Origin of the sequence: Cytobacillus sp. IB215665, from assembly GCF_033963835.1 — a bacterium.
Lineage (GTDB): Bacteria > Bacillota > Bacilli > Bacillales > SM2101 > Nanhaiella.
Window position 1 is genome coordinate 43,016 of the sequence record NZ_JAXBME010000011.1, and the last position, 26,776, is coordinate 69,791.

At 32.8% G+C, this 26,776-nt stretch carries 27 protein-coding genes and 1 pseudogene; 23 read left to right on the forward strand and 5 right to left on the reverse strand.

Translation table 11 applies throughout. The features are described 5' to 3' along the window. Positions 1-205: 205 nt before the first annotated feature. The 6 genes from ablA to SLH52_RS13785 all read left to right on the forward strand — a co-directional run bounded on the left by ablA (position 206) and on the right by SLH52_RS13785 (position 4,722). Complete coding sequence (ablA, locus tag SLH52_RS13760; protein WP_320209853.1) at positions 206-1,618, forward strand: lysine 2,3-aminomutase; 1,413 nt, start codon at positions 206-208, stop codon at positions 1,616-1,618. A 17-nt stretch (positions 1,619-1,635) separates the two neighbouring features. After that, positions 1,636-1,908, forward strand: coding sequence for a YokU family protein (locus SLH52_RS13765; protein WP_320209980.1), 273 nt, complete (start codon positions 1,636-1,638; stop codon positions 1,906-1,908). 877 nt (positions 1,909-2,785) lie between these two features. Beyond that, positions 2,786-3,013, forward strand: coding sequence for a hypothetical protein (locus SLH52_RS13770; RefSeq protein ID WP_320209854.1), 228 nt, complete (start codon positions 2,786-2,788; stop codon positions 3,011-3,013). Between the two features lie 492 nt (positions 3,014-3,505). Then, positions 3,506-3,817 (forward strand): DUF6980 family protein, encoded by a 312-nt coding sequence (locus SLH52_RS13775; protein ID WP_320209855.1) that lies wholly within the window; start codon positions 3,506-3,508, stop codon positions 3,815-3,817. Between the two features lie 201 nt (positions 3,818-4,018). Further along, positions 4,019-4,330, forward strand: coding sequence for a hypothetical protein (locus tag SLH52_RS13780; protein ID WP_320209856.1), 312 nt, complete (start codon positions 4,019-4,021; stop codon positions 4,328-4,330). A 77-nt stretch (positions 4,331-4,407) separates the two neighbouring features. Then, complete coding sequence (locus tag SLH52_RS13785) at positions 4,408-4,722, forward strand: hypothetical protein (RefSeq protein WP_320209857.1); 315 nt, start codon at positions 4,408-4,410, stop codon at positions 4,720-4,722. A 194-nt stretch (positions 4,723-4,916) separates the two neighbouring features. On the opposite strand, the gene SLH52_RS13790 is transcribed toward SLH52_RS13785, so the two are convergent. Beyond that, positions 4,917-5,546, reverse strand: coding sequence for a YdbC family protein (locus SLH52_RS13790; protein WP_320209858.1), 630 nt, complete (start codon positions 5,544-5,546; stop codon positions 4,917-4,919). A gap of 406 nt (positions 5,547-5,952) precedes the next feature. On the opposite strand from SLH52_RS13790, the pseudogene SLH52_RS13795 reads away from it, so the two are divergent. The 3 genes and pseudogenes from SLH52_RS13795 (at position 5,953) to SLH52_RS13805 (ending at position 7,737) form a co-directional block, all read left to right on the forward strand. Then, positions 5,953-6,529 (forward strand): annotated as a pseudogene (locus tag SLH52_RS13795) (methyltransferase domain-containing protein). A gap of 198 nt (positions 6,530-6,727) precedes the next feature. Continuing rightward, positions 6,728-6,949: a YozE family protein gene (locus SLH52_RS13800; protein ID WP_320209859.1), complete on the forward strand. Its 222-nt coding sequence runs from the start codon at positions 6,728-6,730 to the stop codon at positions 6,947-6,949. A gap of 113 nt (positions 6,950-7,062) precedes the next feature. Continuing rightward, positions 7,063-7,737 (forward strand): hypothetical protein, encoded by a 675-nt coding sequence (locus tag SLH52_RS13805; RefSeq protein WP_320209860.1) that lies wholly within the window; start codon positions 7,063-7,065, stop codon positions 7,735-7,737. A 5-nt stretch (positions 7,738-7,742) separates the two neighbouring features. Here SLH52_RS13805 and SLH52_RS13810 read toward each other — a convergent pair whose 3' ends face one another. Further along, positions 7,743-7,922 carry a hypothetical protein gene (locus tag SLH52_RS13810; protein WP_320209861.1) on the reverse strand — a complete coding sequence of 60 codons (180 nt, stop codon included), beginning with the start codon at positions 7,920-7,922 and terminating at the stop codon, positions 7,743-7,745. Positions 7,923-8,372: 450 nt separating this feature from the next. Here SLH52_RS13810 and SLH52_RS13815 point away from each other — a divergent pair, with 450 nt between their 5' ends. Together SLH52_RS13815 and SLH52_RS13820 are read left to right on the forward strand one after the other, a co-directional pair. Continuing rightward, positions 8,373-8,546 (forward strand): YozD family protein, encoded by a 174-nt coding sequence (locus tag SLH52_RS13815; RefSeq protein WP_320209862.1) that lies wholly within the window; start codon positions 8,373-8,375, stop codon positions 8,544-8,546. A gap of 99 nt (positions 8,547-8,645) precedes the next feature. After that, entirely contained in the window at positions 8,646-9,416 is a 771-nt protein-coding gene (locus SLH52_RS13820; protein ID WP_320209863.1) for a sporulation protein, read from the forward strand. Positions 9,417-9,453: 37 nt separating this feature from the next. Here SLH52_RS13820 and SLH52_RS13825 read toward each other — a convergent pair whose 3' ends face one another. Beyond that, complete coding sequence (locus SLH52_RS13825) at positions 9,454-10,356, reverse strand: glycerophosphodiester phosphodiesterase (protein ID WP_320209864.1); 903 nt, start codon at positions 10,354-10,356, stop codon at positions 9,454-9,456. A 417-nt stretch (positions 10,357-10,773) separates the two neighbouring features. On the opposite strand from SLH52_RS13825, the gene SLH52_RS23405 reads away from it, so the two are divergent. Then, on the forward strand, positions 10,774-10,860 hold the full coding sequence (locus tag SLH52_RS23405) for a putative holin-like toxin (RefSeq protein ID WP_413785537.1): 87 nt from the start codon (positions 10,774-10,776) through the stop codon (positions 10,858-10,860). Between the two features lie 149 nt (positions 10,861-11,009). On the opposite strand, the gene SLH52_RS13830 is transcribed toward SLH52_RS23405, so the two are convergent. Continuing rightward, positions 11,010-11,291, reverse strand: a complete 282-nt coding sequence (locus tag SLH52_RS13830) for a YjcQ family protein (RefSeq protein WP_413785538.1) — start codon at positions 11,289-11,291, stop codon at positions 11,010-11,012. Between the two features lie 235 nt (positions 11,292-11,526). Here SLH52_RS13830 and SLH52_RS13835 point away from each other — a divergent pair, with 235 nt between their 5' ends. The 3 genes from SLH52_RS13835 (at position 11,527) to SLH52_RS13845 (ending at position 13,801) form a co-directional block, all read left to right on the forward strand. Continuing rightward, positions 11,527-12,111, forward strand: coding sequence for a hypothetical protein (locus SLH52_RS13835; RefSeq protein ID WP_320209866.1), 585 nt, complete (start codon positions 11,527-11,529; stop codon positions 12,109-12,111). A 1,116-nt stretch (positions 12,112-13,227) separates the two neighbouring features. Continuing rightward, positions 13,228-13,458: a hypothetical protein gene (locus SLH52_RS13840; protein ID WP_320209867.1), complete on the forward strand. Its 231-nt coding sequence runs from the start codon at positions 13,228-13,230 to the stop codon at positions 13,456-13,458. A gap of 253 nt (positions 13,459-13,711) precedes the next feature. Beyond that, positions 13,712-13,801, forward strand: a complete 90-nt coding sequence (locus SLH52_RS13845) for a putative holin-like toxin (RefSeq protein WP_320209868.1) — start codon at positions 13,712-13,714, stop codon at positions 13,799-13,801. A gap of 546 nt (positions 13,802-14,347) precedes the next feature. Here SLH52_RS13845 and SLH52_RS13850 read toward each other — a convergent pair. Beyond that, positions 14,348-14,998 (reverse strand): VOC family protein, encoded by a 651-nt coding sequence (locus tag SLH52_RS13850; RefSeq protein ID WP_320209869.1) that lies wholly within the window; start codon positions 14,996-14,998, stop codon positions 14,348-14,350. Positions 14,999-15,538: 540 nt separating this feature from the next. Between SLH52_RS13850 and SLH52_RS13855 the strand changes: the two genes are divergently transcribed. From SLH52_RS13855 to SLH52_RS13890, 8 genes are all read left to right on the forward strand, one after another. Next, the gene (locus tag SLH52_RS13855; protein WP_320209870.1) at positions 15,539-15,664 is read left to right on the forward strand and encodes an FbpB family small basic protein; all 126 of its coding nucleotides are present in this window, start codon (positions 15,539-15,541) and stop codon (positions 15,662-15,664) included. 113 nt (positions 15,665-15,777) lie between these two features. Beyond that, positions 15,778-16,059: a hypothetical protein gene (locus SLH52_RS13860; RefSeq protein ID WP_320209871.1), complete on the forward strand. Its 282-nt coding sequence runs from the start codon at positions 15,778-15,780 to the stop codon at positions 16,057-16,059. A gap of 543 nt (positions 16,060-16,602) precedes the next feature. Next, entirely contained in the window at positions 16,603-17,778 is a 1,176-nt protein-coding gene (locus SLH52_RS13865; RefSeq protein ID WP_320209872.1) for an acyl-CoA dehydrogenase family protein, read from the forward strand. 29 nt (positions 17,779-17,807) lie between these two features. Continuing rightward, positions 17,808-18,572 (forward strand): 3-oxoacyl-ACP reductase FabG, encoded by a 765-nt coding sequence (gene fabG / locus SLH52_RS13870; RefSeq protein WP_320209873.1) that lies wholly within the window; start codon positions 17,808-17,810, stop codon positions 18,570-18,572. Between the two features lie 24 nt (positions 18,573-18,596). Further along, the gene (locus SLH52_RS13875; protein ID WP_320209874.1) at positions 18,597-19,046 is read left to right on the forward strand and encodes a MaoC family dehydratase N-terminal domain-containing protein; all 450 of its coding nucleotides are present in this window, start codon (positions 18,597-18,599) and stop codon (positions 19,044-19,046) included. Continuing rightward, entirely contained in the window at positions 19,043-19,447 is a 405-nt protein-coding gene (locus tag SLH52_RS13880; RefSeq protein WP_320209875.1) for a MaoC/PaaZ C-terminal domain-containing protein, read from the forward strand. The genes SLH52_RS13875 and SLH52_RS13880 overlap by 4 nt, the downstream gene beginning before the upstream one ends. A gap of 938 nt (positions 19,448-20,385) precedes the next feature. Then, positions 20,386-22,629: an immune inhibitor A domain-containing protein gene (locus SLH52_RS13885; RefSeq protein WP_320209876.1), complete on the forward strand. Its 2,244-nt coding sequence runs from the start codon at positions 20,386-20,388 to the stop codon at positions 22,627-22,629. Positions 22,630-23,483: 854 nt separating this feature from the next. Continuing rightward, a complete protein-coding gene (locus SLH52_RS13890) occupies positions 23,484-26,738 on the forward strand; it encodes a collagenase (RefSeq protein ID WP_320209877.1) in 3,255 nt (1,084 codons plus the stop codon). Positions 26,739-26,776: the final 38 nt, after the last annotated feature.

Below are 26,776 nucleotides of genomic sequence, written 5' to 3' on the forward strand. Positions count from 1 at the left end.
TATTGGCAGTTTTTTGTTTGTCAATAAACAATAAATGCTATATCAAATTATTATGAATTTTTTTCATCCATCGGCAAAATGGGAAGAAATGAAGGATGAAACGTATCGGTTGCACGTCTTATTTGTATCGTTACGATACTAATAAGTATTGATTGGCATGAAAGTTGCAAGTTAAAAGTAAAAATGCGAAAAGAGGAGATTTTAAATGTTTGATTTATATAAACCTTCTAGACATTGGAAAGATATAGAACTATGGAAGGATACATCTGAGGAGGAATGGAACGACTGGATTTGGCAGCTTACGAATACCATTCGAACGTTAGATGATTTAAGGAAAGTTATTAATCTCACCCCTGAAGAAGAAGAAGGAGTTAAAATATCGACTAAAACTATTCCGTTAAATATAACGCCATACTATGCTTCATTAATGAATCCTGATGATCCGCGTTGCCCAATAAGAATGCAATCTGTTCCAGTTGCAAACGAAATTTATAAAACGCAATACGACCTAGAAGACCCATTGTATGAAGATGAAGATTCACCTGTACCAGGCTTAACACACCGATATCCTGACCGCGTATTATTTCTCGTAACAAATCAATGCTCAATGTATTGTAGATATTGCACAAGACGTCGTTTCTCAGGTCAAATTGGTATGGGCGTACCGAAAAAACAGCTTGATGATGCAATCGCATATATTAGGGATACAAAAGAAGTTCGTGATGTTTTAATATCAGGAGGAGATGGGCTTTTAATTAATGACAATATTTTGGAATATATTTTAAAAAACTTGAGAGCCATCCCACATGTAGAAATTATTCGTATAGGAACAAGAGCGCCTGTGGTGTTTCCACAAAGGATTACTGAAAATCTGTGCAATATCTTAAAAAAATACCATCCAATTTGGTTAAATACTCATTTTAATACATCAATAGAGATTACAGAAGAATCAAAAAGGGCATGTGAAATGCTTGCAAATGCTGGTGTTCCTTTAGGGAATCAATCAGTAATCTTAGCTGGTATTAATGATAGTGTTCCGATTATGAAGAAGCTCATGCATGATTTAGTAAAAATACGTGTTCGACCTTACTATATTTATCAGTGTGATCTCTCAGAAGGAATAAGCCATTTTAGGGCACCTGTTTCAAAAGGTATTGAAATTATAGAAGGGTTACGAGGGCACACATCAGGATATGCAGTACCGACTTTCGTAGTTGATGCACCTGGTGGAGGAGGTAAAATTGCTGTTCAACCTAATTATTTGATCTCCCAAAGTGCAGACAAAGTTGTTTTGCGTAATTTTGAAGGTGTTATTACGACATATCCTGAGCCGGAAAACTATGTAGCGGGTAGAGCTGATGGGTATTTTAAAGAAATTTATCCATCTATGGATGAGAAGAAATCATCAATTGGGATAGCGGGTTTAATGAATGAGGAACAATTTAACCTTATTCCTGAAGGGGTATCAAGACTAAACCGACGTCAAGACTATGACCAAAATCCTGATCATAGTTCATTAAAAGATAAAAGAGAAAAACGAGATGCATTAAAAGAAAAAAAATATCAATCACAAATACAAAAATTAGAAAAAAATAACGAATCAACAAAAGAGGCTTGATACAAATGGCTAATCAAATCAGTTGTCAATGGTGTGAATCGGATAAAATAAATCACGAACAAAATACTGTTTATTGGGAACTACCAGATGGTACGAAGGCTATACAGATTAAAGCTGTACCATGCATTACATGTTTAACGTGTGGTATCGAATATCAAGAAGAAGCAATAGTAGATACAATAGAAGAGCAACTGTTGTTAATAAATACTGAGCAAATTCAACAGTCAATTACTTATGAGGAACTGTTAGCAATACCACGTTTATTAAAGAAGAATTACTTCAAGTTTTAATTAAACTTGTTATAAACATGCTTGCTATAAGTAGCAAGTAATAACATTGATATATCAGTATGCCCAAATAACGACGTCATTGAATGTTTGAAAAATCTCTGCTACTTACTATATTAGAAGCAGAGTTTTTTTATTTTTTCAAAAATTTATATAGCGTTCGAAAATTGTTACTGTAGATGGTTTCCTTTTTCGTAAAAGTGTCAAGAACATTTTTTAATAATATAAATTCAAATCTTATAAAGAAAAATGAATGAACTCATTAATTACAGCAGCTCTACTGCATTCTGTATTTATAAAAATGAGCATTGTTAGGCAGTATAGTTTTTCTAAAAGAATAGCATCTTTCCCGTAATTTCAAACACTATATAATCCAATAAAGCCAAAAAAGAAGCTGCAAAAACAAATGCAATTATTGATAATACTATCCTATTCTTTAATTGAATAGCATTGAATAGTTTATAAGACCTATCAATTAACATAGCTATTAGTATAAAGAGCGGTAAGCTTATACTTATAGCTAATAAATCAATGCGAGTAAAGGGTTTACTTAAATATTTATCGGTATAAAAATTAATGACTATAAGTGTAATAAATAAGCTCAATTGATAAACAAAAAATTTTAAGAGGTACATGAATGGTTTACTCCAGATTATAAGTCGTCATTAATATAATACCTATACTTTGATGATTTAATTTGAAAAATTGTTCATAAAGTAGCCTTTTTCATTTCACTTATTCAATCCAGAAGGATCGTTTGTTTCTCACAGTACTAATGCGGGCAAGTATTAACAATATTTAACTTTGATATGTTACAACAACTTTAGCCATAATGGAATAGAAAAAATGTGTTAAAAGACAAGTATGATGGAGAAAAGAAATGTTTATATTGTATACAGGTTTATGGGTTGGATTGGCATTACCTATTAGTTTATCTATAGCTTTTTCGTTACTTAAGCCAATTGTGATAAAAGACACTACTGGGGTTAGTATGTTAGTGATTGCTATTATAGTAGGACTTGTAAATACATATTTAGGTATAAAGGTAATTGAAAAATATATTCAGCCTAGTTTAGAAAACAGAAAGGAAAAAAGGCATTTTCCTTAACACCCCAGCAAATCTAGGGATAGTGGGCTGTTTGTCATCGTAAAAAGTTTTTGTTACAAGTATATTAATGACTAGTGGTGAATTTTACATAAAAGGATTCATTAAATAGGTAATTTAAACTGGATTATTATTAATTTTACACCTCTAAATACCATTAAATTCTGAGTTTTTTATGGGGGAGTATAAACTTTGTGGCTTTTTCGATTAATGAATTACTCTTGGATTATCGGATTATTACTTTTTTTACAACAGCTATCTTACCAGAGGCTATATCATTTAAATCAATGAACATTGAGTTTCCAAAATGGTCGTTTGTTATCTTAACGTCACTTTTTTTAATAGTAATTAAAGATAGATGCTGAATACAAACATTATCAGTATTATTTAGTCTACTTGTATCAATTGCACGAATTGTTTTATTTATACCTTAAATTTAATTAATATTCGATAAGTCTAAATGGATTGTATTACTTATAGTTTGGAGGCATAAGAATGAAGCAACATTGCTGTGAAACAATGACACACTACGTTATTTTCAAATGTAAACAACATCCTAATATTTTTGATTGTCCTGATAGTCTAATACACTATACAGAGAACCTAGATGAGTATGGGTTAATCATTCATGATGGAGGTACTTCTGATTTAATAATTTATTACTGTCCATGGTGTGGGAACAAACTTTCGGAATCGAAAAGGGATTTATGGTTTGAAACACTTTATAAATTGGGATTTGATGACCCAACAGAACAGAGGATTCCTGATGAGTTCATGACAGACAAATGGTATAAAGGCAAAGATTAAGAATTTTAAATATATTGATAATACCTTACTTTAACAACTGGTCAATTAGTACACGGTCATAATCCACTATCTACTTATGAAAATTTTCATAATGTGGGCGTAAAGCTTCATGATTAGCTGCAATAATGTTATAAGCTTCGTCATCATAATAATAAAGCAAAGTAGGATGAGACAATAAATTTAACAGAGGTGTTTTTAGTCGTGTTAAATACTTATTTGTTTACAGCTATCTATATTCCAGAGACACCCTTTGTCAATGGTTTACTAAAGCCGAAAAGGGCGAAAAAATCTAAATTTAAAATATGTAAAACAGAAAAAATAGCAGAAACCTTATATCATTATTTGTATAAAAAAGAAGAAATGCTAATTCACTGCTATTATTTCATCGGAGATTTAGATGATAAGTCAGAAAGGTATCTATTTGTTGAAAATAATGCTTTATATGATGAGTTTATTTCTCAATTTAGGGTGGTGGACAAAGGTATTGGGAATGGGGCATGGACACCTATCTAGAAGTTACCAAGCCAAAAGAAATTCTCCATCAGCTTGAAAAGGTTTATAACAATCTTTTTTATGAGGAGGATGAATCTATGCCTACTTGTCATATATACGGGCAGCAATCGTGGCATGGAAATGCATTTTTAATTGCTAATCGTGCTGCTTTAACCGAACTACGAGAGGCAATCGATACTGCGTTAAATTACGAAGAGGCAAGATTAACTTTAGCTCCTTCCGATGATGAAGGGTATGATTTTTTTATAAAATGTACAGAAGAAGATTTCAAATGGGAAATGTTAGAGATGCCATATCATGATAGGGTATGCTACCAACCTGATGAAACGGTCAACCTTCCACCATATAAAACTTTTAAGAAATATAAACGTTTTTTTAGTAGAGGTAAGTAAATAGGTTAGCTATTTAAAATAAATGATCATAATCTTTCTAACAAATTCCATTAGCATAATGTAATTTGGTTTATATAAGGATTAAAAACTTATATTATATTTGAGTTGGGATACAATTCTATGATGTTATGTATCCCGTTAACAATATATAATATAAGTTTTCATTAACATGACGTCCTTGTTTTTAAGAGTGCTTACATATTACAAGTTACTAACCAATTTCTATCTAACTGTACTAAATTCTCGTTCATTTGGCTTATATGTTCCTTTATTGTTAATTTTTCATTGAATTTGGGTAATAAGTTTTTTATGTATGTGTGATCCACTTCTTTATTATTCCATAATGAAGCTATTAAATATGAATAATGATTATTACTAAACATCCATCCTAGCATATCTTTATATTCATTCATTTTTATATCACATAATGAATTTTGACTCTGTTCAAAATGGTTTTGCTTCTCTTTTGTACAGGGGTCTTTTTCGACGTGTAAAAATGTTGCTTTTTGTAAAACCTCACTTATATTAAAGTTCAATACGTTTAAATTGTTTTCAAAAATTTCAACTTTAATACTATCATACTCGTTCATTTGGTCATTACCTTCTATTATTGCATCATGCTTATTCTTCATGAATAACTTATATGAGGAATGATTCTTCCAAAAAGCGATTATACATGCTTTAGTAGGTGTATTTATATCCCATCCTCCAATTTGACCTAGAAAACCATCTATATTTTGGAGTGATCTCCATTGTTCTTGTGCAATTGAAAACTGTCTTTTCTTATGTAATGGTACATTACAAACGATCCATTTAATTAACATCCTATCACCTCATTACAGATTTTAAAAAATTTACAAGGACTGTACACTCCTTCAATCTTGTACTACTTTTACAATAATTACATCAATAGGATGAAGTAATTTATATACGACTTTTGATGTAGGTCCTTGAGTATAGCAATAGTAGCTCTTATTATGCATATTAGAGCAGGGTTGAAAAATATTTGCTGTAAAAAATAGTTATCTAGTTGGTTCGTGTGAGTTTCTGATTTTTTGGGTGCTAGTTTCTCTAAAATAATGGTTTTAAAATGTCTAATTATTGTTAACTTAAACAATGGTTGAAATAATAACAAAATATGTAAATGTTATGTTTTTGGCTAAATAAGTGTCTACGGACAAAGCTAGGTTTTTTTAATTCGCTAGTGAGGTAATAGAAAGGAGGAAAGAAATGAAATTACTTCAAAGTTTAATAGACCAAGCTAAAAACCCAAGAGGGAGGTTAGGTTCTTATATGCTGAAGATAATGAACGTTGCCCATCTTGGCATAAACAAATGGGCACTGGAGAACATACAAATGGTAGAAGAAGCTGTTATATTAGACATAGGCTGCGGTTGTGGTAAAACAGTGCAATTATTATTTAATATGAATGCAAACGGAACAGTTTATGACATAGATTGTGCCGAACAGGCAGTAAAAGAATCGATTTAAGCTAACAATGGAGATGTTGCTAAGGAGAAAGTGTGCATATATCATGCAACTGTAAATGACTTGTCACTTTCACATAAACACTCATTACTTTTGGTCTGATATAGAGATTAGAGTGAAGGAAGTTTTTAGGGTGTTGAAGTCGGGTGGGATCTTCTTAATCGTTGCAGAGAAATACAAAATCAACTATCACATGCAATTCTATAATACTAAAGAGAATATGGAACAATTACTAATATCAACAGGTTTTAGTTCGGTTACTTTTTATGAAAACACAGCAAGGGGCTGGCTTTGTATTGAGGGCAGGAAATTTACTTAAGTATGTATTTAAGTACTTAAATCATTGAGCTTCGGAGGGCCTGCAGAACTCTGTTCCTTACATAATTATCATGTTAGTAAAACAAAGTACCATGGGACAAGTAAGGTGAAAATAATTGACCAATAGTTATATAAAAAGTTAATATAAACACAATGAACACAATTAATTTCACGTATATAAGATTGAGAGGTAGTAGCTTTGAAATCATTTTATCATTATCTTATGACTTATAGGGAGCCTAAAGCTAAGACTGATATCGGGCGCTTTGCTAACAATGCTTATGAAGATCATGGATTTCCTAAAAATTCTTTTGAATATAATGAAATTAGTACGTATTTAGAAATGAATGGATCTTACTTAGCCAGTATGTCAATATTTGATACAGCTTGGGAGCTATATAGAGCTCATGAGGAACATTAGAAATAAAACTTAGAAATATCCTGTCATGAAGTTAAATTGATTTATCCCTCTTCTGATCTAGCTGCATATAATAATGTATTAGAATGTAGCTTACAGCAAGGGGGCTAATACATTTGAAGAATGAAAAAAACCCACAATTTAAAGTCGGTGATGTAGTTGTCATTTCAAAATATGGTACTGTTGGGATGATTACAAATGTCACTATGATAGATGGATTAATTTTATATGAAGTGAATTACAGTGATCAGTTATATGTTCAAAATGCGATTCAATTATTAGCTGATTATGAAAATAATGTTGAAATTGAAAAAATGGAAATTGATTATAAATTTTACTTTGGTGATATTGTGAAAGTGTTGGAATATGGAAACACCTTATTTAAAGTAATAGGTATTAGAACAGAAATATGGCATTATCAAGCTGAGGTTGCTGTAGATATCATTTATGAACTCGTAAGCATTAATGAGGGCGAGTGGCTTGAAGTCAGTGAAGAAGAGCTAGTTTTATTATCTGATAAAGATAGTAGTGAAGTATTAACAAAAAAGCATGTAACGTTAAAATATTTAAAACATCAGGAATTAGATCATTTTTCACCTTCCTATGTAGAAGAATCTGATCAAAGTAGGACGTATATTAAAAAAAAATATTTACAACTGATTGACTACTATTTAGATATTTATAACGACTACAAACGTCTATATGAAACATTCCAGGATGAGGAATATAAAAAAATAATGGATATTATTTTCTATCATTTAGAAAAACTATCACTTTATTTAAGTAGATAATAACTTTACAATTGAAAAAAATTAATTAAGATGTAGATCAAGTATGGCAAACCAACGTATTTTATGCATGTAAACATCCCATTTGTCACCTTTTCTAATAAACTGTCAAAAGCTTGTCCACTAACAACATTCATCTCCTCACTTTCCGCATGAGGCTTTACATAAGTTATTTGCTTTGCATACATACATAACCCTCCTAAAAAGCTTAACTTTTATTACACGATATGTAATGTCTTAACATAATATACATGATTTACAAAGATTCTTTTCATTTACTGTTCCACTCACATTTGAATAACTGATGTGTAGGATATGAATTTTATAGTGTTTAGAGAAGAAGATATGCCCCGAACATTAGGAATATCTTAATTAGCTCAAATTACAAGGCTCTTTTCGTAAGCTATATTCCTTTAGTTCCAAAAGTAGAAGATAAAGATGTTGTTTTAATCAACAGTCATCGTTTTATAGAAGAAAGATGCCAAGTCTTTTTAGTACGAAACCATCCTATTTTAAAAACCAACAATTAATGCGAATAAACCGTTTGCAAAAAATAATGTTTGTGTCATGATGTAAATCTTTTGGTATATCGTAAAAATATTACACATAAACCTGTAAAAAAGGAGGCGGTAAATGTAATGAGTGAAATCAATGTAGTGATTGATACAGAAGAAATTGCTGAGTTTTTCTTTAATGAATTACTAAAGAGAGGACATATTCCACAAGCAGAAGATCTCTTAGATATAGCAGATATCACTTTTGAATATTTACTGAAGAAGAACATCATTGACGAGGAATTTGATGCCGATTAAGACTCTAAAAAATTTATTGAAAATACTTCCTATTTGAACATGCTGTTTATAGTATAATATGATTAGTCAATGTATTTGCGAAAATGGGAGGATATGAATATGTCATTTTTTAATAAAATGTTTGCAAGTATTGGAATTGGATCGACGACAGTTGATACAAAACTGTATAATGACCGATTAGTAGCTGGTGAAGAAGTAAAAGGTGTTGTTGAACTAACTGGTGGTAATGTTGATCAGGACATCGATTCAATCTATTTGTCTGTCAAAACAACTTATATTAAAGAAGTTAATGATACAAAGGTTAATAGACAAGTTGATATTGGAAAGTTTAAAATTAATGAACCTTTTACAATAAAGGCTGGAGAAGCAAAAGAAATCCCGTTTTCATTTGAGCTACCTATTGACACTCCTGTAACAATGGGTAAAACAAAAGTATGGATTCAAACAGGATTAGACATTAAAAATGCTGTTGATCCTAGTGACAAGGATTACATTCAAGTAGAGCCGATGCCTTTAACAACTGCTATATTTAAATCAATTAACGAACTTGGTTTTCGTCTGCGCGAAGTTGAAAGTGAACAAGCTCCGTATAGTATGAAAGGGCGTTTACCATTTATTCAAGAGTTTGAGTTTTTTCCAACGAGTGGACCATTTCGAGGTAAGTTAGATGAGTTGGAGTTAGTATTCTTCCCTCAATCACATGACAGTGTTGAAGTACTTATGGAAGTAGACCGTAGAGCGAGAGGTTTAGGTGGCTTTTTAGCAGAAGCATTGGAAATGGACGAATCCAACATCCGTTTTACAGTTACAACTAATGATATGAATTATCTTACACAAAAGATGAAAGAACTAATCGAGAGATACTGCTAAATAGAATGGTAAGAAAGTCAAAAGGTTGATTTAAAGCTCAACCTTTTGACTTTTCTTCGTGTGAATTAAACTGTTCACTTGAGCTCCCTGATGGCATAACGCAAAAATTTTCGTATAGTATTAATTGTTTATTTGCCATATCATTCTTAGTCATTAGTCTATTACTAATGATTCCGTCAATCGGTTCGTTTATAGCAAGCCTGTTTGCAGTTTCAGAACGATCAATCGTCCAAGCAAAAATGCTGACATCAATAGAATGGGCTGTTTTTATTAGTACGTCTGTTACAAAATACTTATGAACTGATATGAAATCAAATATACCTGAATATTGTAGGATTTGATAAGGTGAGGTTGATTTATTTATAATGATTCCGGAAGAAATAGAAGGGAGCAGTGAATGGAATTTCACGATAGAGGCTTCGTTAAATGATTGTACTTTAATATGCTGGAGCATGTTTTGTTCGTTTTGGTATTGTTGAAGTAGTTGCACTATTTTTTCTTCTATACCTGGATAATGTGAAGGGTTTTTAATTTCAATCATAATGCCAATATATCGGCTATATTGTTCTATAACATCTGACAATATAGGTATTTGTTGATTTGCATATTTTGTATGAAACCAACTACCTGCATCCAACTGCTGTAATTCTGTTAGTGTTAAGTTTTTTACATAACCAGTTCCATTTGTCGTTCTGTCAACCGTTAGATCGTGAATAATGACTAAATGCGAGTCTTTTGTCATTTGCACATCAACTTCTATATAATCAGCATCCATTTTAACTGCCTTATCGAATGCTGCAAAAGTATTTTCTGGTGCATAAGCAGATGCACCACGGTGGGCTATAAATATGATAGAGTCATTTATTAACATTTGCCCATAGACAAATGCCGAGGAAAGAAAAAAATAAATACTGAACAACATTAACATTAGCTTATACATCGCGTCCTCCTTCCCTTATTAAAATTACATTATTATATGCAAGCTTAAACGAACATGTAAACATGCTTAGGAATATTTTTACTTAATAAGTTTGATGTTTTGTGCCCGCTATTCCGATGAACTTAATAATTCTTTTTATAAATCACGTTAGTTCAGATCCGTGCTACGCATAAGTCTAAAATGGAGCAGTACATAGAGCTAAAGGAGATAATAAACCTGGAAAGCACAATAATTGTTGAGTAAATCCATTAGTTTCAGTTCTTCAGATGAATAATTGGAACTTTTATTATGTTAAATAGACAAGCTAGATGAGACCAACATACGATAATATGGGCAACTATGGTATAATTGGAATACAATAGTTCGGTAGCTAAAGGTTGGTCGGCTTCATACTCCTTGCGAAGGGAGGTGATGCCTATGTTGACTACATTTGAAGGGATAATGCTCATGATTGCTTTTGCAACATTAATCGTAGCGATTCTTTCATTTCAACATAAAAAATAGACCGCCCTTAACGGAATAGGGTTGCGGTCTATCTTTTTAGATATATCAGCCGATCCTCTGAAGAATCGTCTATTGTAGGACCGTTAGTGTTGCGAGCACTTGCGGTCTTTCTTATTGTATGCAGTTACTGCTAGTCTATGATTAGAATATCATAATTGTTGGAAAATGTACAACCTAGGAAACTTCCTAACCCAAAAAGGGATATCCTTTTTTGAAGGGTATTCATCTTCATAACGTTTATTATTAGCTAAAAAATCTAATCCTTCCTCTGTAAGTTTTGCTCCACCTAAAAATATATCGGTAAAAGTAATAATTTCTCCCTTAATGTAATTATGCTCTTTAATGTAGTGAATTACTTTTCTAAATTCATAATATTTCATATTGTAGTCTTGTGCCTTAGGTAAATTTGATTGATGTATTTCCCTTAAAATACTTTAAATTAGATGCATTAATATCCCTCCCAAAATAAATATAGTAAAGTTTGAGTGAAGTTATTATATGTATACATTATTCAAGGCTAGTATATTTTATAGTGGTTATTGGAAAATATGGAGTATAAACATAGACTTAAGTACATTTTTGTTACTTTATTATGATAGTCCAGCCTTCTACAGCAAATATCCATACAAATAAAATAAATACTATTATAGAAGGTGAAAATTTCTAATGAATGATAAAAATTGTACATGTAGAGTAGTTCCACCACCACCACAAGGTCCACAAGGACAACCTGGGAAACAGGGTCCACAAGGACCAATGGGTAACCCAGGAACACCTGGTAGTGCACTAGGTATTTGCGGTCTTTTTAACACATCCGCTACGCCTGTTTCAGTAAATAATATAACACAAACAGTGCTGCTTACTGATTCAAATCAACCATGTACGGGTGGCTTTATAAATAATGATGCTAATAATCCCAACGCAATCATTCTTCCTGCTAATGGCTTTTATCAAATCACATACGGCATGATTTGTCTAGTAGAAGGCGGTAATCCTGATATTGGGAGAGATGGGCAACTACTTGGATTTAAAATCTATAATGGAACAAGCGTGTTTGATGAATCTAGTACAATTATAGACAATACACCTGACAACGCCTCTGATCTAGGTATACCTATATCGAAAACTTTTCTTTATCATGGGATGATGGGAGAACCCATTACTATACAGGTATCCAATCTTATCAATGAAATTCCTAATTTAACACCAACTTACTTTAGACCATATCTAACGATAATCAGGTACACATAAGTAACATAAAGGGCACTCTCCAATTACCAGAGTGTCTTTTTGTATGTATGATTTTCATTGAAGAACTGTATATGATGTTTAAATCTAGTTTGCATAATAGAAGCAAGAGGAACTTGTGGATAGCATAGACAATCGTACATTTTTGACAAATTATAGACGATCTGTTTTTGCAATAACCATTTTCATCAATCTCAATGATAATGATGATAACAATTGTCCTTTTCTACACAGGTAATGTTACAACCTGGTGCGTCTGATGAATTTGTCACCCGACAATATGGTACACCAACTCCCAAAATCAGAAAGTCAAGTTTCTATTTAGCTGAAGAATTAATACAATGATATTGTGCTCACCCCTTTATGGATGGGCTCCTTCTTTGACGATGTTTGTATATAAAAAAATATGGTATGCAAATCTAATTATCTTAATAGGAGTTATGCCATTTCTTTATTTCCCGAATTTCTTACATATTTGTTGTATATAAATCTTCTAATATAAATAGTAGGAAAATCACCTTTCTTGTCGAATTGGGATTGTATATCCAATAATGAAAGGTGATGTCTTTTATAATGAAGAAACAAGCTATTGAAGAAATGAAGTATATAAAAGGGGTTTTGCCATAGGATAAAATAACTGAGATACAAAATTTTTCTATACTGAATTATGGACAACCGATCATCTTTCAAAGATCAAAGCGAAAAATGGGGTTACTACTGTCCGATCGACTATCATATATATCAGATGTATGTGCAGTTGGAATATTGTAAGGAATCTAAACTACAACAACTATTCGTTACATTTTTATTGGAGATTTATTACATCAATAAACTTCAGGAGGTGAAATATATGAAGTACCATTCAAGCTCAAGAGGAGAAGTAAAAAAAGTTCATCATAGAGGAAGTATTAACAACGTTTGAAGATATCAAGAATCTTCGAGTCGCAATACAAGGAATGGGTAAACTTATCAGATCTGGTAGGCTGACTCAAATTGACTGGAGATAGCTTGATTTTATGTGTTGAAGCTAGTTTTTATTCTGTTAAATGATGGCTTATAGTAGATTGGAAAAGTAAAAATATAGTAGAAAAGATAGTAAACTTAATAGGGAGAGATTACATGAAGTATGATAGAAAAGACTTTTTAGTGTTAGCGGGATTTTTCTTTTTTCCATTACTTTTGTTAATAGTAGTGAGAAGAACAAACGTTATTAATATTGGAATTGGAAACCTAAATGTCAACCAGCCTGAAATAGATACAAACAAAGAGCGAACATCCAGAAAATTAGCAGCCCTCCCGTATGGTATGAATGAACCTACCAAGGAGGGGGAAAGTGATAATAAAGGGTGACTTTATGTTATGTAAGCACTTAATTTAGGCCTGTATTAATGTGATGGGTCTTATAAATCATTTTTTAAGACTCAAAAATTAGTGAATTGATTAGCCCAGTTCTTCATAAATGAAAAATTGGAACTTTGGTAATTATACATAACTTGCAAGGTGGGACCAACTTACGATAACATGGGCAACTATAGTATAATTGGAATACAATAGCGAATTTCTAAGGGTGGTCAGCTTCATTCCCTGAAAGGGGGTGAGGCGTATGACGGTATTTGAAGCGTTGATGTTGGCAATTGCATTTTGCGGGCTGATCATTTCAGTACTGTCTTTCAATAAAAACGGCAAAAAATAGACCACCCTTAACTCTTTAGCCGGAGCGATTGGTGGTCTATTTTGACTATTCAAGCCGACTCCTGAAGGAATCGTCTATTGTTAGACCGTTGGTGTTACAGCACCTTCGGTCTTTCTTATTGTATGCAGTTAATGCTTGTCTATGATTAGAATATCATAATTGTTGGAAAATGTACAATTAACTTAGGTTTTAGTCTAATTTAGTTACGTTATATATGATAGTCCAACCATCAATAGCAAGTAACTATAAATATAAAGTAAAAAACATTATAGAAGGTGAAACTAGTATATAAAGGTTGTAAACATAGAGTTGTCCCAACACCAGGTCAAAGCACAAAAGGGGCCACCAGGGATCATTCTGTATAATTGAAACATCAACCGTTGTTTCAATTAGAACCAGTTCTCGTTCACCTGTAAGTAAGTCTATTGAAGTACCTACATTTACATAACACACTTCCTCATCTGTGACAAATGTATAGCAACAATATAGATCGTTTAGGTGAAGGGTTTTTATTATAATGCAAAATTAATCAAGTGTATTCAATAATTAATTCGGTTTCACCGTGATTGTATAAGGGAGGTTTGAATGTTTGAAATGTTGGAACCTCTCACCAAGTATAGTAATTTCTAGTGGATGGATCGTTGCTGGACGCTCAGTTGGATACCAATGTCTACCTTCATTTACTAATACAAAAACACCAAATTCATCACCGTAAAATGCAAAATTATCACCATTTCCATGCATTTTGTCGTTAACATAAGGAGTCAATACTTCTTGCATTTGTCTAACTGAACTGGAAGGCATGCCGATTTCTCCAACGTCAAACCAGCCGAATGGTTCTTCTTCATCATCATTAAAAGGTCTTACAAGGACTTCTAAAATATTCCCATCAGGATCATAAAAATATGCTTGTTGCCCTTCCCAAAATAAAGAGGTTTCTCCAAACTCATCTGGTAATAACACATCCTTCTTTGACAACGTTTTATATAAATGTTGGAAATACAGATCGTTCGTACGAAAACAAAGATGATAAAATGGAAGTTGGGCATCATGTTCAAAATTTAGCCGTGTCTTTCCAGCCATCACAGAAAACATTTGGTCGTTTTCTTCAATTAATATCATTTGTAGAACATCTGTATAAAATTTCTTCATTTCTTCTAAGTTATTTGTTTTCATAGATAACTCAATAATCTTCATTATTTATCTCTCCTTTGTTTAAGTAAAAAAATCTTTATAAAATATGTTGTTGAGTTTATTTTAATAAACTTTATTAGACAGAGCATTAGGCAGATGTATGAGTATTAGTACAACTTTCGTATGAGGTAGAGAAAAATTTGTTAATAGAAAATAAGCCCACGTCACATATGCTGTCACATAAAATATGAAAATACTAATTGACAAAGACATATTGTTTACTTTATGATATAGTTAAATTAACTTAATGTTTCTCCTAAAGGGGAGTAGCTTTTACAGCAAAGTCGTCATTACGGAGTTTAAAACTCTCGGCTTTGTTGGCGACATAACGTTGTTAGCAAGACCTTTATCAAGCGGTAAAGGTATTTATATGTAGAAAAACCTTTACCACTCTGGTAAAGGTTTTTTTTGATAGGTTATACAAAAGTGGAGTGAAGAAATGTAAAAATTATTGATTTACTATACATGATATAACACGATAATTTCCTACAGTATCATATTAACCTTTATTAAGAAAAATTAATTGAAAGGTGAGTGAATGTAATGAAAAAAGTAAAAATGCCGTTAGCTGAACTAATTAGACAAAACAAAGAAGACCTTCTTAAAGACAAAGATGCTATTGCCAAAATTGAAAAACGCATTGATAAGAAGCATGTTGGAAGCAAGTAAACATTTGTAAATGCAACGAAATGACTGGCTTCGGAAGAAAGATATTTAACATGCTAGGTTAATAAAAATGATGGATAGAGCTAGGGACTAAATTGTGATAGGAGAGAATCAATATGGCGATTGAAAGGATAAAAGTTGTTCCGTGTGGTTGTAAAGGTACGATACAATTTTGCGAATCATGTGGTGGCACTGGTAAGTTGAATGCATGCCGTAAAGTATTAGCTGAGACAACAATTGAACCTATGGGCCATAATACTGTAAAACAATCTTTTTTTAGTGTTACAACAGCTGATGATTACTTGGTGTACTCTAACATTAAACAATTTTTAGAAAACTTAATTGTTACAGTAAAAATGGAGAGAAAAACTTATAAAATTACTTTTACTACAATTTAACCATACTCAATAGCGTAGACATTACCTTAATGTGAAATTATTAACGATTAGGGTAATGTTTTTTTATTGAAAAAATATAATTAAAAGGTAGGATATGTCAAAACTTTAACAACATTTTTAAAGGACTAAACTCAAAAATATAGAATCCATAATTATAGTACTTTTAAATAGGCTACTTACGCATGAATTGTTCCTTCGTAACAAAGGATGGGTATCGAAAAGCTAGAATTCGTGGCATCTTTTCTTTTTTAAGAAATTGATGTCAACTAGTAAAAATTATTTAAGTGTTGCTGTGCCTATTTAGATACTATAACAACAAATATGACGAAAAGAGCCTGTTAATAAGTGAAAGGAGGGTGCCTCTTACTTAAAGTTAAAGGTGTTACCAAACTGTACATTAACAATCTCTACTTTTCTTGCAAAAAATATATAATATGAATGATTGTTTCCAGGGTAAAAAAGAAAGTGTATTACGCTACTTCAACGGTGTACTATAGCTTATTAATTCGGAAAATTCAAAAAATAAAATGTGGAGTTGATTTTATGAATTTAAGGTTAACCGATGAGCAGAAAATGGTTCAAAAAACAATTAGAAAATTTGTTGAAAAAGAACTAATCCCTCTTGAAAACGACGTTCTCAGAAATGAACGTGAAGGGAAGCCAGGTCTTCCTGCAAGTAAATTGAAAGAGCTTCAATTAAAGGCGAAAGAAGCTGGTTTTTGGGGTATTAGTACGCCAAAAGAATATGGAGGAGCAGATCTAGGGCAGATGATGTTAGCAATAGTTCTTATGGAAGTTTCGAAAACTTTTGTACCTTTTATGTTTGGTGGTTCTGCAGATATCATTCTATATTACGCAAATGAGGAACAAAAGAAAAAGTACTTAATTCCTACCATTGATGGTGAGAAAAAATCGTGTTTTGCCATAACAGAACCAAGTGCAGGTTCAGATACGAGAAACATAAAAATGACTGCGGTTAAAGAAGGAAATGAATGGGTTTTAAATGGAGAAAAGACGTTTATTACAGGTGGTAATGATGCTGATTTTGTTATGGTTATCGCTATTACTGACAAAGAAATGCATCAAGCAACAGGTAGGGATGGGGTGACTTGTTTTATTGTTGACAGAGACATGGGCTGGAGATCAGAAGAAATTTTAACGATGGGAGAAGGTGGACCTGCAAGTTTAGTTTTTGAAAATGTACGTGTACCAGAAGAAAATATACTTGGAGAGATTAATGGAGGCTATAAGTTAGGCTTGGAGTGGATAGGCTTTGCAAGGTGGATAGTAGGGGCACGTGCAGTTGGTGCATCTGAAAGACTACTTCAGATGGCAATTGATTACGCTCAAGAGAGAGAGACATTTGGGAAACCGATTGCTACGAGACAAGCTATACAATGGCAAATTGCCGATTGTGCTGTTGAAATTGAAGCTGCACGCTGGCTTGTGTTAAATGCGGCATTTACTCTTGACCAAGGTGAAGACAATCGTCATGCAGCATCTATTGCAAAATTATACGGAGCAAATATGGGTAATAGAGTAGTAGATCGTGTGCTGCAAATTCATGGTGGAATGGGATATACGAAGGAACTTCCAATAGAAAGATGGTACCGAGAGGCAAGGCTCTGGAGGATCTTTGATGGAACAGATGAAATACAGCGCTTAATCATTTCTAGAAATCTATTAAAAGGTCATGTAAAAGTAGGACAATTCGGTTAAGAAGATTTTTTTGGAAGGAGATATAACTCATGACAGGAAGGTTTCATAATAAAGTAGCAATTGTAACTGGGGGAAGCAGAGGAATAGGAAAAAGCATTGCTGAACAATTTGCTGAGGAAGGTGCAAAAGTAGCTATTTTTGATATAAATGAAGAAGCATTATATGAAGCTTCTCAGCAATTTCAGGAAAAAGGATTCGAAGTTTTTTCAAAAGTCGTTAATGTTGTTGATCCTGTTGTCGTAAATGCAACGATTGATGAAGTATATAACAAATATGGATCGATAGATATACTCGTAAACAATGCGGGTATTATTCGTGACAATTTATTATTTAAAATGACTGATGATGATTGGCAGACCGTTATGGATGTTCATTTAAAAGGATCATTTAATGTCACTCGTGCTGCTCAAAAACATATGGTGAAAAATAATTATGGTCGAATTATTAATATATCTTCAACTTCTGCGCTTGGTAATCGAGGACAAGTAAATTATGCAGCTGCCAAGGCTGGTTTACAAGGATTTACGAAAACACTAGCTATTGAATTGGGTAAATATGGCGTTACTGCAAATGCAGTTGCACCAGGATTCATAGAAACGGAAATGACCAAAGAAACAGCTAGAAGAATTGGTGTATCATTTGAAGATTTAATTCAGGCTAGTATAGCAACGATCCCTGTTGGAAGGACGGGTAAGCCGAATGATATTGCAAATGCTGTAACATTTTTTGCAGATGAAAAATCATCATTTGTTAATGGGCAGGTCATCTACGTCGCTGGAGGTCCAAAAAATTAACGAGTCATTTGGGGGTGTTATAGTTTGTTTAGTAAATTAATAGGCAGTCGTTCTAAAAAACAAAGAAACACCATTGAAAGAGGAGCTGTCAAAAAATTTGCTGAGGCAATTGGTAATCCTCACCCTATTTTTATAGATGAGGAAGTAGGGACGCAATCTCGATACAAAACTAATATTGCACCAGTAACATTTCCAAGAGTATTAAATTATGGTGTAATTGAAGATTTACAACTCCCTAAGAAAGGGCTGATCCACGGAGAAGAAATATATCATTATGAAAGGCCACTACTTGTTAATGAAGAGATACTTTGTTATCAGGAAGTAGAGGATTATTATGATAAAACGAGCAATAGTGGAGAGTTGGGCTTCTTAGTGCTGAAAAGCTACGGAGAAGATGTAAGCGGTAACATAATATTTACTGGTAAGTCGACGATCATTATTAATTCTGCCTTGCGAAAGGAGATGAACAGGTGATAGAATTGGCTGAACTTAAGGTGGGCGATGCACTGAGTAATGTCGAATTACCACCTGTTTCTCGTTTAGATTTAATTAAATATGCTGGCGCATCTGGTGACTACAATCCGATTCATACGATTGATGAAGAAGCTCAAAAAGCAGGTTTACCAGGGATAATTGCTCATGGGATGTGGACGATGGGGAATTTATCTAAGTTGTTTAGCCCTTTTTTGCAAGATGGTTTTATTCAAGACTATTCAATTCGCTTTAAAAGTATGGTCTTCTTAAACGATATTATTACATTGAAAGCTACATTGACAAAAATCTGTAATAATAAAATGAATTTTGATGTTAGTGCCATTAATCAGCAAAATCAACAGGTAATAAGGGGCAATGTACATTTTATTTCTTATGAATAATAGTTTTATTATTTAGGCTCTTCTCGTAAATTTTGGTGTTTACTTATTAAAATAGACAGTATGGTAAGTTTTTGACAACTCAATTATTTTAAACGTAGAAAAGATTCCACGAATGAATGATATTTATATTTAAGAAAGAAAAGCAACAATCTATGGAAAAAAACTGTTATTTATGGAATGATCTTCGAAATTATAAATGTTACAATTGTTAAATTGTCAGTTGTCTATTTTCGATGGTGATAAAAAAATTAACAATAAAGATAATGATATTCCTCACAATCCAATTAAATGCCGATTTTATTTAATTGGGTTGTTGGGGTGTGCCTTGCTAAATTTATTTGATCATATCCTCTGAGGATTCCTTTAACAACTCCCCCCTGAACTATTAACCTTAGTTTACATCTATTTTGTAAGTTATAGGTTAATTTGTCCTTTTCCCCATAATGCATATGTTTCATATTATAATTCCCATAATTATACCTTTGCAGACAAATTAGCCATTTTCATCTGCAGAATTATCTAGTTAAAGATTTTCACTACCGCTCTGTTTGTCTTCTATAAAACGATGATTGTTGTGTAGAGTGACATATTCGACTAATTTAAGAGCCATAGCTACAAAGTTTAGGAAAAGAATCTAAAATATTGAAAAGGTAATAAAGAATGTCTTTTATCACGGTTATTAAATTTTATTAATTTGATAATCTATTACATCCATACGTAATCATAATATTGCTTCATCTGGTTTGAAGTACACCTTTTTAAAAAAACAAGAAGAATGAAAGGCTTTTTTTCTTTTCTCTTATAAATACTGAAATAGTCCTATATAAATAGTTTAATATTGCTCATAATAATCAGTGAATTTACACTATTGAAAAAAATAGAAAAAAAACATATTATTTCCTTGGGTAAAACGATTAAAAATAGAAGGGAGAATCATATTGCAAAAAACAATAATATCTACCATAGCTATTATTTCATTAGGAATTAGTTTAATGACCGTTTCTATTGCCAATGGTGCTTCAGAGTTAAAGAGCAGAGGTCAAAATCAATCTCAAAATAATCCTTATATGTTTAGTGGAGAAATCATTGAGCTAGATAAAGAAGAATCGAAACGGTTAAAACTTATCCAGTCTGCTTACGACAAAAGAGGCATAAATGGGACAAGTAATGGGATTAGAAAAGGTAATGGAAATAAGTTGGGATTGGCTGAGGATGTAGAAATTGTGAATCCGGAAGCGTGGAATGGGGAGCAGACTGTTAGTAATGTCGTTGTACTTTTAGCAGAGTATCCTGATCATCCTGTTAATGACATTCTTTCTAATGATACTGAATTGTATTATGAGGACTATAATAAAGAACACTTTGAAGGGCTCGTGTTTGGAGAGAATGGTTATGAAGGACCAAATGGTGACAAGTTGATCTCTGTGAAACAATTTTACGAGGAACAATCTGGAGGAAGTCACACGATTGATGGGGAGGTATTCGGGTGGTATACCGTTGATAAACCTTCAACTTATTATGGAGATGAAAATCATGAATATGAGCGCAGGTACGAATTAGTTGAAGATGTCCTAAAAGAATTTGGTGAAGATGTAGCAGCAAACAATATTGACTTATCTAAATACGATCAGATGGATCAATATGATTTCGACAATGATGGAAATATCTTTGAGCCAGATGGGATAATTGATTATGTAATGGTTGTGCAATCAACTGTTGCTGAAGATGGTGTTTTTATGTCAGATAATATTACCAGTGATGAAACAATTTGGCCGCATTATTGGCATATTGATGAACCAATTAATCTCGATGGTACAGAGCTAAAGGGGTATTCTTATACAATACAAGGAGCGACAGGAGGAGCAGCTATTTTTGCACATGAGTTTGCTCACGCTTTGGGTTTACTTGATGAATATGAAAATTCTGGATTAGGAGAACCTATTTCTTTCTGGTCTCTAATGGCTTCTGGTAGTTGGGCTGGTGAAATCCCACAAACAGAACCACCTGGGTTTAGTCCTTATGCAAAAGAGATATTACAGGCTACTTTTGGAGGGAATTGGTTAACAGGTAATACAATTTCTGTTGAAGATATTGATAGTAACGGTCTAGAAATATTGCTTGATCAAGCAAGTACTAAAGGAACGAATAGTGATGTAGTGAAAATAGAACTACCTAATAAAGAAATTACAATAGAAGAACCCTATAGTGGGACTTACGCATATTACAGCGGTAGAGGTAACTATTTAGCTAACGAGTTGGTTTTTAATTTAGACTTAACGAATACATCAACTGACGCTTTACTTACATTTAAAACTTCTTATCAAATTGAAGAAGGATGGGATTTTGCTTCGGTTCAAATAAAAGAGGATGGAACTAATGAGTGGGTATCCATAGAAGGGAATATAACGACAACTGAGGCACAGGAAGATAATAATAATTCCGGACATGGAATTACAGGAAAAAGTGATGGATGGATAGATGGTGTTTTTGATTTATCAGCATTTGTAGGCGCAACAATCCAATTAAAATTTCATTATTTTACAGATACTAACACAGTTGAAACAGGCTTTTGGGTTGATGATATTAGTGTTGTTACTGATGGAGAAGAAATCTTCCTTGATGATGCAGAAGGTGAGACATCTGCTATTTTAGATGGGTTCACGAAAGCAACTGGGACATATAGTGGTGAGCACTACTATTTATTAGAATGGAGAAACCATCAAGGGGTAGACAAGGCATTGAGTCACATTCGTCCAATCACAAGTAAACCCGTATACTTATCCTATAAGCCAGGGTTGGTGATATGGTACGTTGATCATACCCAAGACAATAATGCTGTTGGTGATCATCCCGGAGATGGTTATTTAGGTGTAGTTGATGCTGATCAACAAATGGTCACTTGGACAGATGGGTACATCACATATACTGATACACAAATTCACGATGCTGCATTTGGTTTAGTAAAATCGGAAAAAGTCTATTTAGACTACGATGATTATTATGGTGCAAGCATTAGAGATAACTTTACTCAACAAAATACACTATTTGATGACAGCCAATCTTACCTAAACAGTAAAGTAGCAGATGCAGGGCGTAACATACCGACATATGGCTTGCAAATTCGTGTTATAGGAGAAAGTGATGACAGAAGTGTAGGTAAAATTCTTTTAACACGAGATTAATAAAATAACTTTATAATAATGCTGTTTTTGCATTTGATCTTAATTTTTTTATAGGGTTTATTCACGCACCTTTAAAGGAAGTTTCGTAAATTTCTGGAATAAATTCTACACCTATATATGTTAAAATTCTGTTTGTTTATCTTAAACAATATAGCATCATCTACTAACGATACTTTACAAATTTAGTGCAGTATACAAGTTGTACTTTAAATAGTAAATAGAAGCTGTCTTTAATAGGGGCAAATTCAATCTCTATTGTCGTAAATTTTGCAGCTTTCTTTACTTACATTTGAGACACTGATGTGCATGATAGAAGTTTATGGAAGAAGCTACGAACTATAGTAATTTTTCAAGTTTAGTATGCGAAAATAGCCTATGCAAAACATCTTGTTTGTTGAAGGCTATTTTCGTAAACTTTCTTAATATGAGTCTAAAACTAGAAAATAAAAAAGTCCTTTTACGCAACAGTCATCTTTTAAGAAGAAAATACTGTATACTTGTTTATTCTTAATTGCTAAAAACATAATTTTTACTAAAACAGCCTTGTAAGAAACGTGTATCAATATGTTTATTTTATTTATTGAAATACTGAGTATTTGGCATTATTTTGTATAAAAAGCAATTATAACTTGTTTACAGGATGAATTAAGCAAACAATTATTTCTGGTATTATTAAATTGTAAAACATTAAACAAATTCAAATTTACGATTTAAAATATCAGAAAATTAAAAATAATCAATAATTAACATTTATTCAAACTTGAAAATCTCATACAATTTAATGTTTTATGTAGCTGATATAAGCAGCTGAGTATTGGCATAATACCATTTTAACAAGGAGGAATTAACATTAAATGGGCATTAAGAAGAAATTAATGTGTAATTTATGTAGTGTTTTCTTAGCAACGAGTATATTATCTCCTGTCGGTGGAAGTAGTTATGCTCAAGGTAGCAACGCAATAAAGCGAGAGGAGGGTAATATTAATATTAACGAGATAGTTCGATCATCTATCCCTCAGTTAGATTCAAATAATAAAGATTATGAAGAAACTATACATGTTGAAAGAGGTGAGAAACTTACACTTTATCCTACTGCACCACCTCGTAATGAGAGAGCATCCACAATAAAATCTGCTGCTGTAGAAAATGTATATACATTCAAAGATTTATTAACATACTCAAATGAAAGTTTAGTAGGTTTGCTTGTGACAATGACAACAGAAAATATTTCTGACTTTTGGAACTATAGCGTTGACGCAGTAGAGTTTTATAGCGATAGAACTAGACTGTTAGCTTTAAGAGATGCTATTGTGGAAAGAGGCTCTCTTTATACAGCTAATGATGATGTTGGACTACCAACTTTAATCGAAGTTCTTAATAGAGGATTTTATATCGGCTTTGATAACCCTACTCCTGAATTATCTCACTTACAAGATTTAACATTTAGGTATGAAATGAATGAGGCTATTTCCTCGGTTGTAACTAATCGTCATTTTGAGCTTGGCACAACAACACAGGAAGAGATACTGACGCAAATCGGTTTTTTAATGAATCATGGGACGCCGGATATAAATATTTTTAATGCTGTCTTACCTGTTATTGAAGAATTTAATGTTAGAGTAAATACTTATATTAATGATTTATCAAAAACTGATGCGATTTATGCTCTGCTAAATGGCTTTGAATATAATCTTTATTTTAATTACTATAGTGGATCATATACATCGGTTCAAGAAGCCCCATGGTACGGTAGAGTAGACTCTTTTTTAAATGAGGTAGCAAAGATTTTGGAGTTTAGTCAATTTGTTGGAACAGATTCAGAGTGGCTTATTGATAATGGAATTTGGGTAATAGGTGAAGAAGGACGATTTCATAGTAATCCTGACTTTACTTTAAATGTATTTACTGATGCGATAGCTACATTTCCTTATTATAGTGGTTTGTATTTAGCTGTTGCGAAAAAAATAGATGATCTAGGCGGTCCTATTAATTATGAACAAATTAAAACAGCTTACGAAGATTACTATTATGGCCAACATTATATTTTTGATAATGGAGAAATCATTATTAAAGCAGGAAATCAAGTAACAACCGAAGAGATTCAAAGAATATATTGGGCAGCAAAGGAAGAGAAAGCTCAATTTCATAGATATTTTGGAGTAGATTCACCTGTTGAGGAAGGAAATCCTGATGATACACTTACAACAATTATTTACAATAATAAAGAAGAATATAAATTAAATAGATTTATTAATGGTGTTGGCACAGATAATGGTGGAATTTATATTGAAAGCTGGGGGACTTTTTTTACTTGGGATAGAGAAGTACCGACAGATAGTATTTATGAACTAGAGGAATTATTTCGACATGAGTATTTCCACTATTTGCAAAGTAGATATGTTGTTCCAGGGTTGTGGGGAAATACTCCTTTATATGATGGTGATCGTTTAGCATGGTTTGAAGAAGGAGGTGGGGAATTTTTTGCTGGAGCAACGAGAACTGGAGTTGAACCTAGAGCAACAAAAGTTGAAGGTATTTCAGCTAATCCAGCGGATCGTTATACACTAGATACTGTTTTACATGCATCATACAGCTTAGGTTGGGATTTTTATGACTATTCATATGCTTTCTATGATTTTATTATAAATAAGCACATTGACATCTTTTATCGTATAAATGAACTTGTGGCAAATGAAGACGAAGTAGGTTTTGATCGTTATATGGATCAGTTATCAAGGGATGCTAATTTAGAAAATGAGTATCAAAACCATTTAGCATATTTATACGATAATAAAAATCAATGGGGTGTACCGTTAGTTTCAGATGTTTATGTAAGTAATCACCCGGAGAAATCACTTGCTGAAATAAACAGTGATATTACTGCTGAAATAAACTTAAACAATGTAACACAAAACATATACACAGCTGATTTCTTTAATACGTATACTCTTTCAGGAGAATATGTTGGAGGAACTTCATATGGAGAAATGGAAGACTTTCAAAATATGAATGACATTGTCAATCAAGTCATTATTGACTTATCTAGAACTGGTCAATGGAGCGGATATGAAACGTTAACAGCTTATTTTGTAAATCATCGAGTTAATGCAAGTGGACAATACGAGTATGATGTAGTTTTTCATGGAAAATATACTGGTAATTCTACTAACAGCAATCCAATAGCAATAATAAGTGGTAATAGTCAGTTAATTGTTGGTGAAACGGTTCAATTCTATAGCACGGACTCTTATGATTCAGACGGCTCTATCGTTAGTTTTCAGTGGGATTTTGGAGACGGTAATACGAGTGCAAGAGAAAACCCTACTCATTTGTACACTGAAGCTGGTATTTTTACTGTACAATTAATTGTTAGGGATAATGAAGGTGCGACAGATAGCATAAGTATGACTGTAAATGTAAATAATGCCAGTGGTGCATTGATAGAATCAGAACCAAATGATAGGCAAACAGAAGCAAATATGCTTACCTATGGTGATCTATTGTCAGGCTCCCTTGATTATGCAACTTCATCAGACCATACAGATTGGTACTTTTTTGATGTAGATGGTGCAGGAGCTCTTACAATTGATGTATCGATACTAGACGGTACAGACTTTAATGTGTTAGTAGAAGATGAAAGTGGCAATCGTATAGCAGAACCATTAACAGATGCGAGCTTTCATGCTACAACTGGCCGATATTATATTGTAGTCTATACTTGGGCTGGTGAATGGGTTGATTATACACTAGCGTTAAATGCTGAACAAACTGAACCAGGTAATGGAGGGGTAGCTACTGAATCAGAACCAAATGATAGACAATCAGAAGCAAATCTTATTGAATCAGTCATGACTGGTGCTTTAGACTATGGAAGCAATGATCACACCGATTGGTATTACTTCGACGTTAATACAGAAGGTGTAGTAACAATTCATGAAACGAAAATTAGCGGTACTGACTATAATATCTTAGTGGAAGATGAAAATGGAAATCGAGTAGCAGAACCTATAGTTAACCCTACATTTAATGTATCTCCCGGAAGGTATTATGTCATTGTTTATACATGGGAGGGCAATGCTGTTGATTATGAACTTGAACTGGTGAAATGATACAAAGAATACTAGTATGTAAGAAAACCTTACTTACT

What these genes read in the sequence shown, in the direction of transcription:
- SLH52_RS13785 (WP_320209857.1), top strand. Translation starts at nt 4,408, where the DNA reads ATGCCTACTTGTCATATATACGGGCAGCAATCGTGGCATGGAAATGCA.
- SLH52_RS13840 (WP_320209867.1), top strand. Translation starts at nt 13,228, where the DNA reads ATGAAGTATGATAGAAAAGACTTTTTAGTGTTAGCGGGATTTTTCTTT.
- SLH52_RS13790 (WP_320209858.1), bottom strand. Translation starts at nt 5,546, where the DNA reads ATGTTAATTAAATGGATCGTTTGTAATGTACCATTACATAAGAAAAGA.
- SLH52_RS13835 (WP_320209866.1), top strand. Translation starts at nt 11,527, where the DNA reads ATGAATGATAAAAATTGTACATGTAGAGTAGTTCCACCACCACCACAA.
- SLH52_RS13890 (WP_320209877.1), top strand. Translation starts at nt 23,484, where the DNA reads ATGGGCATTAAGAAGAAATTAATGTGTAATTTATGTAGTGTTTTCTTA.
- SLH52_RS13865 (WP_320209872.1), top strand. Translation starts at nt 16,603, where the DNA reads ATGAATTTAAGGTTAACCGATGAGCAGAAAATGGTTCAAAAAACAATT.
- SLH52_RS13775 (WP_320209855.1), top strand. Translation starts at nt 3,506, where the DNA reads ATGAAGCAACATTGCTGTGAAACAATGACACACTACGTTATTTTCAAA.
- fabG (WP_320209873.1), top strand. Translation starts at nt 17,808, where the DNA reads ATGACAGGAAGGTTTCATAATAAAGTAGCAATTGTAACTGGGGGAAGC.
- SLH52_RS13845 (WP_320209868.1), top strand. Translation starts at nt 13,712, where the DNA reads ATGACGGTATTTGAAGCGTTGATGTTGGCAATTGCATTTTGCGGGCTG.
- SLH52_RS13855 (WP_320209870.1), top strand. Translation starts at nt 15,539, where the DNA reads ATGAAAAAAGTAAAAATGCCGTTAGCTGAACTAATTAGACAAAACAAA.
- SLH52_RS13820 (WP_320209863.1), top strand. Translation starts at nt 8,646, where the DNA reads ATGTCATTTTTTAATAAAATGTTTGCAAGTATTGGAATTGGATCGACG.
- SLH52_RS13860 (WP_320209871.1), top strand. Translation starts at nt 15,778, where the DNA reads ATGGCGATTGAAAGGATAAAAGTTGTTCCGTGTGGTTGTAAAGGTACG.
- SLH52_RS13770 (WP_320209854.1), top strand. Translation starts at nt 2,786, where the DNA reads ATGTTTATATTGTATACAGGTTTATGGGTTGGATTGGCATTACCTATT.
- SLH52_RS13850 (WP_320209869.1), bottom strand. Translation starts at nt 14,998, where the DNA reads ATGAAGATTATTGAGTTATCTATGAAAACAAATAACTTAGAAGAAATG.
- SLH52_RS13815 (WP_320209862.1), top strand. Translation starts at nt 8,373, where the DNA reads ATGAGTGAAATCAATGTAGTGATTGATACAGAAGAAATTGCTGAGTTT.
- SLH52_RS13810 (WP_320209861.1), bottom strand. Translation starts at nt 7,922, where the DNA reads ATGTATGCAAAGCAAATAACTTATGTAAAGCCTCATGCGGAAAGTGAG.
- SLH52_RS23405 (WP_413785537.1), top strand. Translation starts at nt 10,774, where the DNA reads ATGTTGACTACATTTGAAGGGATAATGCTCATGATTGCTTTTGCAACA.
- SLH52_RS13825 (WP_320209864.1), bottom strand. Translation starts at nt 10,356, where the DNA reads ATGTATAAGCTAATGTTAATGTTGTTCAGTATTTATTTTTTTCTTTCC.
- ablA (WP_320209853.1), top strand. Translation starts at nt 206, where the DNA reads ATGTTTGATTTATATAAACCTTCTAGACATTGGAAAGATATAGAACTA.